9 protein-coding genes and 6 tRNA genes are annotated in these 11,437 nt (G+C 51.9%); 14 read left to right on the forward strand and 1 reads right to left on the reverse strand.

Annotation, left to right across the window (positions count from 1 at the left end; translation table 11 throughout):
• The first annotated feature begins 6 nt into the window (after positions 1 to 6).
• From HMPREF0721_RS01200 to HMPREF0721_RS01225, 6 genes are all read left to right on the forward strand, one after another.
• Positions 7 to 81, forward strand: a tRNA-Asn gene (locus HMPREF0721_RS01200).
• A gap of 50 nt (positions 82 to 131) precedes the next feature.
• Positions 132 to 206: transfer RNA gene (locus HMPREF0721_RS01205), tRNA-Glu, on the forward strand.
• A 7-nt stretch (positions 207 to 213) separates the two neighbouring features.
• Positions 214 to 290, forward strand: a tRNA-Asp gene (locus HMPREF0721_RS01210).
• Positions 291 to 308: 18 nt separating this feature from the next.
• A tRNA-Thr gene (locus tag HMPREF0721_RS01215) sits at positions 309 to 384 on the forward strand.
• An 11-nt stretch (positions 385 to 395) separates the two neighbouring features.
• Positions 396 to 480, forward strand: a tRNA-Tyr gene (locus HMPREF0721_RS01220).
• 3 nt (positions 481 to 483) lie between these two features.
• A tRNA-Lys gene (locus tag HMPREF0721_RS01225) sits at positions 484 to 559 on the forward strand.
• 238 nt (positions 560 to 797) lie between these two features.
• Here HMPREF0721_RS01225 and HMPREF0721_RS01230 read toward each other — a convergent pair.
• On the reverse strand, positions 798 to 2,183 hold the full coding sequence (locus HMPREF0721_RS01230) for a glycine--tRNA ligase (protein ID WP_006597694.1): 1,386 nt from the start codon (positions 2,181 to 2,183) through the stop codon (positions 798 to 800).
• Between the two features lie 275 nt (positions 2,184 to 2,458).
• Between HMPREF0721_RS01230 and HMPREF0721_RS01235 the strand changes: the two genes are divergently transcribed.
• The 8 genes from HMPREF0721_RS01235 to HMPREF0721_RS01270 all read left to right on the forward strand — a co-directional run bounded on the left by HMPREF0721_RS01235 (position 2,459) and on the right by HMPREF0721_RS01270 (position 11,401).
• Entirely contained in the window at positions 2,459 to 4,171 is a 1,713-nt protein-coding gene (locus HMPREF0721_RS01235) for a Na/Pi cotransporter family protein (RefSeq protein WP_006597695.1), read from the forward strand.
• A gap of 205 nt (positions 4,172 to 4,376) precedes the next feature.
• On the forward strand, positions 4,377 to 5,252 hold the full coding sequence (locus HMPREF0721_RS01240; RefSeq protein ID WP_040639818.1) for a MerR family transcriptional regulator: 876 nt from the start codon (positions 4,377 to 4,379) through the stop codon (positions 5,250 to 5,252).
• Positions 5,253 to 5,677: 425 nt separating this feature from the next.
• Positions 5,678 to 6,196 carry a DUF1097 domain-containing protein gene (locus tag HMPREF0721_RS01245; protein ID WP_006597698.1) on the forward strand — a complete coding sequence of 173 codons (519 nt, stop codon included), beginning with the start codon at positions 5,678 to 5,680 and terminating at the stop codon, positions 6,194 to 6,196.
• Positions 6,197 to 6,262: 66 nt separating this feature from the next.
• Positions 6,263 to 7,480, forward strand: coding sequence for an FAD-dependent oxidoreductase (locus tag HMPREF0721_RS01250; protein WP_006597699.1), 1,218 nt, complete (start codon positions 6,263 to 6,265; stop codon positions 7,478 to 7,480).
• A 15-nt stretch (positions 7,481 to 7,495) separates the two neighbouring features.
• On the forward strand, positions 7,496 to 8,752 hold the full coding sequence (preA, locus tag HMPREF0721_RS01255; protein ID WP_006597700.1) for an NAD-dependent dihydropyrimidine dehydrogenase subunit PreA: 1,257 nt from the start codon (positions 7,496 to 7,498) through the stop codon (positions 8,750 to 8,752).
• A 35-nt stretch (positions 8,753 to 8,787) separates the two neighbouring features.
• A complete protein-coding gene (gene hydA / locus HMPREF0721_RS01260) occupies positions 8,788 to 10,170 on the forward strand; it encodes a dihydropyrimidinase (RefSeq protein WP_006597701.1) in 1,383 nt (460 codons plus the stop codon).
• A 37-nt stretch (positions 10,171 to 10,207) separates the two neighbouring features.
• Complete coding sequence (locus HMPREF0721_RS01265) at positions 10,208 to 10,930, forward strand: threonine/serine exporter family protein (protein WP_006597702.1); 723 nt, start codon at positions 10,208 to 10,210, stop codon at positions 10,928 to 10,930.
• 12 nt (positions 10,931 to 10,942) lie between these two features.
• A complete protein-coding gene (locus HMPREF0721_RS01270; protein WP_006597703.1) occupies positions 10,943 to 11,401 on the forward strand; it encodes a threonine/serine exporter family protein in 459 nt (152 codons plus the stop codon).
• Positions 11,402 to 11,437 lie beyond the last annotated feature (36 nt).

The raw sequence follows: 11,437 nt of genomic DNA on the forward strand, positions 1-11,437 counted from the left end.
TTATATTCCTCAGTAGCTCAATGGTGGAGCACTCGGCTGTTAACCGATAGGTTGTAGGTTCGAATCCTACCTGGGGAGCCATTGTATGAAAGCGGGTATGGCCCATACAGTCATACCCGCATTTTTGAAAAGGCCCGTTGGTCAAGCGGTTAAGACATCGCCCTTTCACGGCGATAACGGGAGTTCGATTCTCCCACGGGTCACCATTATTGCGGCCAGGTAGTTCAGTTGGTTAGAATGCCAGCCTGTCACGCTGGAGGTCGAGAGTTCGAATCTCTTCCTGGTCGCCATTTTTTTTATGTTTTTTTGCTGACGTGGCTCAATTGGCAGAGCAGCTGATTTGTAATCAGCAGGTTGGCGGTTCAAGTCCGCCCGTCAGCTCCATTCTTTTGTTTGGGGAAATGCCCGAGTGGCTAAAGGGGGCGGACTGTAAATCCGTTGACTGAGTCTACGATGGTTCGAATCCATCTTTCCCCACCATTTGATCCATTAGCTCAGTTGGCAGAGCATCTGACTTTTAATCAGGGTGTCCGGGGTTCAAATCCCCGATGGATCACCAGGTGCAAATATGCGTAAATCCTTAGTTATAAAGGGTTTGCGCTTATTTTTTTGTCAAAGATAAAACTCTTGATTTTGGAATTATCGGGAGTAAACAAGATAAAAAGTTGGCCTAAGGATTGGTTATGCAAAAATTTGATATTTTTTGTGCTCATCGCAGTGGATGGTCCGTTCCGATATTCCTATGAGATAAATAAAAACGCCATATTAAAATACGGCGTTTTTATTTATCAGCGGATTTAGAAAGCGATTTTTTCTTCGATATAGGCTTTGACCTGGCCGATGGGCAAACGGATCTGTTCCATTGTGTCGCGGTCGCGGATGGTGACGGCATTGTCTTCGAGGGTGTCAAAATCGATGGTGACGCACAACGGCGTGCCGATTTCGTCTTCGCGGCGGTAGCGTTTGCCGATACTGCCGGTTTCGTCGTAATCCACATTGAAATATTTGGCCAGATCGGCATAAACTTCGCGGGCCTTGTCGGAGAGCTTTTTCGACAGCGGCAGCACGGCGGCTTTATAGGCCGAAAGGAAGGGGTGAATTTTCATGACGTTTCGGGTATCGCCGCCATCGAGTTTTTCGTGTTCAAGGGCGTCGCACAGGAAAGCGAGGAACATGCGGTCGGCGCCGAGGGACGGCTCGATGACGTAGGGAATGTATTTTTCATTGGTTGCCGGATCCTGATAGCGCAGATCTTTGCCGGAGACATTTTCATGCTGGGTTAGGTCAAAGTCGGTGCGGTCGGCGATCCCCCAGAGTTCGCCCCAGCCGAAGGGAAATTGATATTCCACGTCGGTGGTGGCGTTGGAATAGTGGGAGAGTTCTTCCGGCGAGTGATCGCGGAAGCGCAGGTTTTCTTCTTTCATGCCAAGGGAGAACAGCCAGCTGCGGCAGTAATCTTTCCAATAGGTGAACCATTCGAGGTCGGTGCCGGGCTTGCAGAAAAATTCAAGTTCCATCTGTTCAAATTCGCGGGTGCGGAAGATGAAGTTGCCGGGCGTGATTTCGTTGCGGAAGGATTTTCCGATTTGCCCGATGCCGAAGGGCACGCGCTTGCGGGTGGTGCGCTGAGCGTTTTTAAAGTTGACGAAGATCCCCTGGGCGGTTTCCGGCCGCAGATACAGTTGGGAAGTGGAATCCTCGGTGACGCCCTGAAAGGTCTTGAACATCAGGTTGAACTGACGAATTTCGGTAAAATCGGATTCGCCGCAGTCCGGACAGGCAATGTGATGATCTTGGATGAAGGCTTCCATTTTTTCGTTGGACCAGCCGTCAACCACCACTTCTTCGCCTTTATCGTGGAAATAATCCTCGATGAGTTTGTCGGCGCGGAAACGGGACTTGCAGTGTTTGCAGTCCATCAGCGGATCGTTGAAGCCGCCGACATGGCCCGAGGCCACCCAGGTTTGGGGGTTCATCAGAATGGCCGCGTCCAGACCGATGTTGTATGGTGATTCCTGAATAAACTTTTTCCACCAGGCGCGTTTAACGTTATTTTTTATTTCGACCCCGATCGGGCCGTAATCCCAACTGTTGGCAAGCCCGTCGTAAATTTCCGATCCCGGAAAGACGATACCGCGCATTTTGGCAAGGCTGACGATTTCGTTCATTGTGAAACTCGACATGAAATAAGAGTCCTCCTAAAAATTATGATGTGCTCCCATTCTAACATAGATACGCCCCTTTTGCACAATCAAATTACACGGATTCGAGTGAATCGCCACTTGGCTTTTGAAATCAGCTCAGCCGAAAATTTTTAATCGACGTCAATTTGAAAATAATTTTTCTTGTGATTAACTTTAGGAGCGATCCGTGGTAAAATAAATCTTGATCTATGTAAATTGGAAAATTCATTCAGTACGATTGGTATAAGCAAAAAAATGCAGTGAAGGAGTTTTAAATGTTTGAAATCATTGTGGGGCTGATCGGCGGCCTGGGCCTGTTTATTTACGGGATGCAGATTATGAGCAATAGTCTGAAAGTAGTCGCTGGGAGCAAAATGAAGCGCCTCTTGGAAATTCTGACAGGGAATCGCTTCAAGGCTATTCTCTGCGGGATTGTCGTGACGATCATGGTACAAAGCTCCAGCACGACCACGGTTATGGTGGTTGGCTTTGTGAATGCGGCGCTGATGAACCTCACCCAGGCAGCGGGCATCATTTTAGGAGCCAACATCGGGACGACCCTCATGGCACAGCTCATTGCCTTTAATATGGATTTCATCGGACCGGTGCTCATCGGCATCGGTGTCATCACTTCACTGATCGGCAAACGCAAGCACACCCGGGATATTGGGACCATTCTCTTGGGCATTGGGATTATCTTTTTCGGCATTTCCACGATGAGCGAGGTGATGGCGCCGCTCAAAGACAATGTGATTTTCAAAAATTGGCTGGTAACCTATGGCAAAAACCCCATTCTCGGGCTATTGATCGGCACCGTGATCACCGGGGTGATGCAAAGCTCCGGTGCGACTTTGGGGATGCTCCAGGCGCTGGCGATTTCCGGCATTTTTGCCGATGTTTCCGGGACGGCAGCCATTCAGATCTGCATTCCGATGATGCTCGGCACCAATATCGGGACCTGTGTTACGGCGATGCTGTCGTCCGTCGGGACTTCCCGGGCAGCGCGTAATGCAGCGCTGATTCATTTGTTTGTTAATATTTTCGGCTCGATCTGGGTGCTTTGCCTCTTTGGTGTTCTGGACGCTTTTAATATCAATCCGGTCTATCAGGCTTTGGTGAACATCTCCGGCACCATGAAGACCAGCAGCGGCCAGGTCATTCCCAATGTCGCCAGACAGATCGCCATGTCCCACACCTTCTTCAATGTGTTCAACATGATTGTGATGCTGCCGGTGATCGACAAATTTGTCGCGTTTTTAGAAAAGCATTCGCCGGACGAAACCGAAGGGGACCGCGGCCTGCAGCTGGACGACCGTCTGCTTAACAACCCGGCGGTGGCCATCGGCCAGCTGACCAATGAACTTGTTCACCTGGCAGAAATGGCCGGCAAAAACTTGAAGCTCTCCTTTGAGGCTCTGAGTAATAATGACGAAAAGGCGATCGAGAAGGTCTATGAGCGGGAAGAACGCATCGATGAGCATGAACACGGGATCATCGACTTTATCGTCCGCTTGACCAATTTGAATGTCTCCCAGGAAGAAAACGACAAGCTGGCGGTGTATTTGCAGTGTGCCCACGATCTTGAGCGCATTGGCGACCATGCAGAAAATATCGTCGAAATGGCTCAGACTCAAATTGACGAAGATATTGATATGACAGCTGACGCCATCGACGAGCTTAAGAAGCTGAGCGATTTGATTCTTGGCATCGTGGCCAACGTTCAGGAAGTGATTCGTTCAGAAGACAACAAACTTTGCGAACAAATTTATCGTGACGAAGAAATTTCTGACGATATGACAGAAGCCTATAAAAACGCGCACATCAAGCGTCTGGCAGATGGCCAGTGCAATGCGGATAGCTCGGCGATTTATTTTGATTTATTGGTCGATCTCGAAAGAGTGGGGGACCACTCGGCCAATATTGCAGAGCATATTCAGAGTCTGCATGCGGCCAATCAGGTCAACGAAATCGAAGGCGTTATTTATTAAGAAGAACATCCTTAAAAGCCCGACCCCAGAATTGGGGTCGGGCTTTTGGTTTATGAAAAAAATTATGTGTTATATACCAAGTGAATATGTATCGGTCGGCAATCAAGGCACATCCTCTGCGAATGAATTAAGGGGATTGGTCGTATTTTATGATAAAATAACAAAAATGCAATCGATGATGGAGAAAAGACCAAAGGAGGCTGCAATGGCGGAAGACTGCAAAGACAAGGCAGAAAAGTTCTCAATTGGAACAGTGGCGACGTTATGCCATATTTCGGTAAAGACACTGCGATATTATGATAAAATTGATTTGCTAAAGCCTCAGTATCGTAAGGAAACCAGCAATTACCGCTATTATAGCAAAGAACAATTGACGACGGTTTATATGATCAGACGTTTGCGCTCATTGGGATTTCCGCTAAAAGATATTCAGGCTATTTTAAACGCGCGCACGTTGGACGGCATGTTGGAACGTGTCGGCAGCCAATTAAAGGCGATCGAGGCGGAGATTGCCGATCTGCAGATGCGGCATCGGGAAATTGCCCTGTTTGAGCAGCGGATCCAAACGGGATGTGATTATCTGCGAGAGCATCGCGAACATCAGGAGGCGCAGCCGTCGTTCCAATTGATGACGCTGCCGGAAATTTATTTGTTCAGCAAGCAAAAGATGATCGCCTCCTATCGCAACGAAGAGGTTAATCTTGAAAATTGGATTCAAATTGTCGAAGATGCCAAAAGAGCGGCCGTTTCACCGGTCGGTTCGGTTTTTGTCACCTTTCATTCGGAAATCTTCGGCCAGTTTCTTCAAAATGATTGCGATGTGGAATACAGCATTCGCGTATCGCCGGAGGATCGTGATGCGCCGGGTGTGCGCGTCTTTGGCGGCATCGAGGCGGCAACCACCTTGCATTTCGGAGATTACCACGATATTATCCACACCTATATCGGTTTAAAGCGCTGGATCGAAGCGCAGGGGTATCACGTGAGCGGTTATGCGACGGAGGAATTTATCGTTTCTCCCATCGACGTAGGGCGCAGCGAAGACCATGTGACGCGAATCATGATTCCGGTCAGCCGGTAATCAACAAGATTAAAGTCTCTCATAAGGGGAGACTTTTTTAGTTGCAAAAGGTTTCAGTAAAATTCGGCATTCATGCGGAAAAATGGGAAAATACAATTTTTTTTGCGGAACTAATAGAGGATCAGTTGAAAAAGGATGAAATTTTATAGACTGCATTTGAAAAATATATTGACATACGTCAATGTTTGAAAATTGGGCAGGAAAATTTCATTAAAAAATCCGGAGAGTATCCGAAAGATTGGAAGAACTCTTTTGACAAGAAAATATCAAGAGGCCTTGACTTGCCACTTTCAGGAAGGTTTAAAATTAAAACATCATCAAAATCAGCGACAAGCAAAAAACCGACAATTTCGATAAAAGACACGATTGCGATGGTGGCGCCGAAAACAGTGAATGGTTAAATTGAGTTGAAAGGAGAGGATGGCATGGGAGCAGGATTTATATTTTCGACGGCTTTTGGTACGGCTGTGGTGTGTGGATTATGGACAGGGGTCTGCGCCGGTGCAGCGTCCCCGATGTTAGTCACCTGGGTCGGGTTTGTGGGCTGCACGTCCTACTTTACCGCCGGATGCGGGCGCAATGGTTTTATTCGGTCGCTGTGCAGCAATTATATGGGGATTCTCATCGGATGTACAATCATCGCTTTAGGCAATGTCGTTTCGAGCGGCGTGCTCTTCAGCGCATTGTGTACCGGATTTTTCTCCGGCGTGATTTGTTATTTGTCTCACTGTGATTTGACCAAAGTGGCGGCCTGCACCTTTATGGGCGGGTTTTCGGCCTTTGCCACCGGCGGCAATTGGCAGATGCTGATGCTTTGCTTGCTGCTCGGCAATTTTGTGGGGCTTGGCAGCGATTACCTGGGACGCTTTTTTTACAGCAAAGTTTATCGTGGCAAGACCGACAAGGAAGATTGGGTGATTTTCAAATTGCCGGAAGAAAACTGACAAAATCGTGTAACCGCAGCCGACAAGGGCACTGCTTGGCTGCAAAGGAAAAAGAAGGAGAGAGATATGAGTAAAGTAATTGAGAGAGCGTATGCCGCGGAAAAGGAAAAAGCTTTTGATTATCGCCGCGCGATGGAAGAAGCAGCTCGCTGCCTCTTGTGCGAGGATGCTCCCTGTAGCAAGGGCTGCCCGGCCGGCACGGATCCGGGGAAATTTATTCGTTCGCTGCGATTTAAGAATGTGAAGGGCGCGGCGGAAACGATTCGCGAAAACAATCCGCTGGGCGGTTCCTGCGCGATGGTTTGTCCTTACGACCGGATGTGTGAAGAAGCATGCAGCCGCTGCGGTATCGACAAGCCGATTCAAATCGGCGCCATTCAACGTTATCTGGTGGAGATGGAAGCCAGAGATGCCATGCGTTTTGTAAAAGCGGGCAAACCGACGGGCAAACGCGTGGCTTGCGTCGGAGCCGGGCCGGCATCGCTGGCCTGCGCCAGAGAGCTCGCGCGCCGCGGCGTGGCCGTCACGATTTTTGAAGCCAGGGAAAAAGCCGGCGGCGTACTCAGCTACGGCATCACGCCGACGCGCCTGCCCCAGGAAATGATTGATCACGATATTCAGTTGATTAAAGATCTGGGCGTGATCTTTGAATTTAACACGCCGGTGGATTTTGCCAAATTGGACGAGCTTCGCCAGACGTATGACGCGGTCTTTGTCGGGGTCGGTCTTTGGGCCGCGAAAAAGCCGAGCTTGCCGGGGGACGATCTTGAAGGCGTGGAAACCGCTCTCGATTTTCTGGCCAGGGCGCGCACGTGTCCGGATGCCATGGATCTGCCGGATCACGTGGTGGTCATCGGCGGGGGGAACGTCGCCATGGACTGCGCCACCACCGCCAAGCAGCTGGGCGCGGAAAAGGCGGCCATCGTCTATCGGCGCAGTGTTGCTGAAGCGCCGGCCGATATGGATGAAATTCGCTTCGTGCAGAATATGGGCGTGCCGATTCACACCGAGTTCGCGCCGGAGGCCATTCTGGGCGAGGGCGGCAAAGTGGCCGGCCTGGCCTGCAGGAGCCGCGACGGTTATTCCGAAATGAAGATCAAGGCAGATCGCATTGTTTTTGCCATCGGTCAGAAACAGACCGATGATTATGCCCATCTCGCCGCCGCCGGCAACCTTTATATCGGAGGCGACGATGCTCACGATCAGGGGGCGACGGTGGTGGAAGCCGTTGCCGAAGGCAAAACGGCCGCAGAAGCGATGCTCAGCCGGATGGGCTTGGTGTAAGAAAGGACGATTCTCATGACGTTAAAAAAAGATTTATCCATTGATTTCCTCGGCGTGAAGTGTGAAAATCCCTTCTTTCTTTCCTCTTCGCCCGTCGGATCCAACTACGACATGTGCCGCAAGGCTTTGGAAGCCGGCTGGGGCGGCATCTATTACAAAACCATTTCCGTTTATATTCCCAACGAGTGCTCGCCGCGATTCGATATCGCCAGCAAGGAAGGCACCCCGTGGACCGGTTTTAAAAACATGGAACAGACCTCGGATAAACCCAACGAAGTCAACTTCGGCTATATTAAAAAGTTGAAGGAAGACTTTCCGAGCAAGGTGATCGTCTCCAGCATCATGGGCAGCACCGATGAAGAATGGGCATTTTTGGCCAGAGAATCCGAAAAGGCCGGTGCGGACCTCATTGAATGCAACTTTTCCTGCCCGCAGATGACTTCTTCCACCATGGGTTCCGACGTCGGGCAGAATCCGGATTTGGTCAAACATTATTGTGAGGTGGTGTCGGCGGCGACGTGCCTGCCGGTGATTGCGAAGATGACGCCGAACATCGGCAATATGGAGATCCCGGCCCGGGCGGCCATCGAAGGCGGCGCCAAAGGAATCGCGGCCATCAATACAGTGAAGGCCATCACCAATCTCGATATTGATAAAATGGTGGGGATGCCCATTGTCAACGGGAAGTCGGCGGTCTCCGGTTATTCCGGCGCTGCGGTGAAGCCCATCGCCCTGCGCTTTATCAGCGACCTGAAACATGATCCGGTGCTCAAGGACGTGCCGCTGACCGGTGTCGGCGGGATTGAAACCTGGCGCGACTGTCTTGAGTTTCTGATGCTCGGCGCGGAGAATCTCCAAGTGACCACCGCCGTCATGCAGTACGGTTATCGCATCGTCGAGGATATGATCAGCGGGCTCTCCCACTTCATGGAAGACCACGGCATCGATCGGCTGCGGGATCTTGTCGGTGTGGCGCTCAAAAACATCATCAGCGCAGAAGAGCTGGATCGCTCCTACAAGGTGCTGGTGCAAATCAATGAAGACAAATGTGTGGGCTGCGGCCGGTGCTACGTCTCCTGCTACGACGGCGGGCATCAGGCGATTCAATTCGATTCACAGGCGCGTCGAGCTACCATCGACGAAGACAAATGTGTGGGCTGTCACCTTTGCCTGAACGTCTGCCCGGTGATGGATTGCATCACACCCGGGAAGATTGTGTTCAAAGACGGGGAGGCGCCTCACGATTTATCGCTTAAAACCCAATACTTATAAGCATCGGGTTTCAATAAAAAAACAGGAGGGACAGAATGGAAAAATATGATTTGATCATTCAAAACGGGACGCTCGTCACGGCGACGGAGATGTTTCACGGCGATCTTGCCGTGAAGGACGGCAAAATTGCCGCCATCGGCCAAACCCTTGCCGCAGAAGCGGCGCGCGTGGTGGATGCGAAGGGCAAATTGGTGCTGCCTGGGGCAATTGATGTGCATACCCATTTGGCGATGCCCTTCGGGGGGACGGTGTCGTCGGACTCCTATGAATCCGGGACCCGGGGCGCGGCATGCGGCGGCGTGACCACCGTCTTCGATTATCCGGTGCAGCGTGCCGGCGGTTCTATCATGGATCTGATCAACGAAAAAAAGGCCGTGCTCGAAAAGGAAGCCTGCGTGGATTATGCCTCCCATTGCTGCATTACCAACCTCAACGACGGTGCGATTCTCGACGAAATGGCCACCGCCGTGGAAGAAGGCATCACCAGCTTCAAGTGCTTTCTTGTTTATAAAAAAGAAGGCATGATGGTGGATGACGGGATGCTGGCCACGCTGATGCTGCGAGCCAAGGAACTCGGTGCCATGATCAACGTGCACGCCGAAAATCCGGACCTCATCGATCTTTACACCGAACAGTTTTTGCGCGAAGGCAAGACCTCGGCCTGGTATCATTATATGAGCCGGCCGGAATTTGTCGAGGCGGAAGCCGACAAGCGCGCGGTGCACTGGGCCCGCCATCTTGAAGCGCCGCTTTACGTGGTGCATATGGCGGATAAGGAAGGGCTGGAGGCCTGCATCGACGCCAAGCGGGAAGGGGCCGACGTTTTTGTGGAAACCTGCCCCCAATATCTCGAATTTACCTGCGATGTTTATAAACGCGAAGACGGCCGCAACTTCGTGTGTTCGCCGCCGATGAAAGGCCAGGAAAGTCAGGATGCGCTGTGGCAGGCGATCAAAACCAATCTGATCGATACGGTGGCCACCGATCATTGTCCTTTCCAGAGCACGGAGAAAGACTGGGGCAAGGACGATTTTACCAAAATCCCCAACGGCTGTGCCGGGGTGGAAAATCTTTATCCCTACATGCTGGATGCGGCCAACACCGGCAAGATCACCTTCCCCCAAGCCGTGGCGCTTTGTGCGACCAATCCGGCGAAGATCTTCGGCTGTGCCGACAAGGGCTCCCTTGTCGTCGGCAAGGACGCCGATGTGGTGATCTATGATCCGGAAAAAGATTTTACCGTCACGATCGACAAAATGCACACGCTGTGCGATCACACGATCTGGGAAGGCAAATCCTTCCACGGCTATCCGGTTCAGACCTACCTGCGGGGCCAGTTGATTTACGACGACGGCGACTTTGTCGGGAAGCCGGGAATGGGGCGCTTTGTCAAACGCGTGCCGAGAAACAACGCCTAAATCGCCGACCGGATTCGGGGAGGCACTGCTCAGCTGCGTGGCAGATATCGGCATGGAAATGATGATCTGCGGTGCAGAGATCGGACGGGTGGAGGATGCCGTCGGACGGATCTGCCGGGCTTACGGCGCGGAAGATGTCCACGTGTTTTCGATTACCTACAGCATCCTCGTGACGCTGCAGCTTCCCGGAGAGCCCATGTTCACCCAGAGCCGCCGCGTCGACCGCTTTGCTTATGATCTTCACCGGCTCAATCGGCTCAATGCTTTGTCGCGAAGCCTTTGTGAAAAGACGCCCCCATTGGACGCGGCCCAAAAGGCGTTGGAGACGATTCGGGCATCCGGAGGGCCGGGGCCGGGGCGCATCCTGGCAGCCTACGCGATGATTTCGGCGGCCTTTGCCATTTTCTTCGGCGGAAGCCCTCTGGACGCGGCGGCGGCCGGGCTCATCGGCCTGGCGCTGTTCGGCATTGAAAAACCCTTTGCCGGCATCGCCATCAGTCCGTTTTTCAGGCCGTGTGTCGGGGCTTTTTGTGCCGGCGTGCTTGCGGGGCTTGCTGCGAAGGGACTGCCCGTGTGCCAGATGGATAAGATCAGCATTGGCAATATCATGGTGCTCATTCCCGGGCTGATGATTACCAATTCCTTCCGGGAGATGTTTTCCAACAATTTGCTTTCGGGATCCGTGCGATTTTTGGAATCGGTGCTCATTGCCCTGGCCATTGCCGTGGGGATGGCGCTGGCTTGGGCATTGGTATTTTAACAGGAGGCGAAGATGGCGGCAGGCATTCAAATCGGCGCCGCATTTTTCGGATCGCTGGGCTTTGCCTTGCTCTTTAATCTCGAGCGGCGTCATTTATTTTGGGCGGCCCTTGGAGGAGCGGTCGCCTGGGCGGTTTATCTGCAGATTGGGTATGCGGTGCCGCGAATTGGAATCCAGTCCTTTGGGGCGGCCCTGTTTTTGGGGCTTTATTCGGAAATTTTGGCGCGGATGGCGGCGGCTCCGGCGACGACTTTTCTCGTGGTGGGCTTCATCCCGCTGATCCCCGGATTTTCGCTTTATCATACCACCGTTAGCCTGGTGGCGGGGCAGTTTTCCCGGGCCGGACGCTTTGGCGTCGAGACCGTCACTATCGCCGGGGCGTTGGCCGCGGGCATTGTGGTTTCGATGATTTTGTGCCAGATGATCTTGCAAAGTGCTCGCCTGATCGGAAAACGCGCCAAAAACAAGTGAGAAAGAATTAAAGGTTCAAAAAAGATTTGCGAGTTT

The sequence above is a fragment of the Pseudoramibacter alactolyticus ATCC 23263 genome (assembly GCF_000185505.1).
In the GTDB taxonomy this organism is placed as follows: domain Bacteria; phylum Bacillota; class Clostridia; order Eubacteriales; family Eubacteriaceae; genus Pseudoramibacter; species Pseudoramibacter alactolyticus.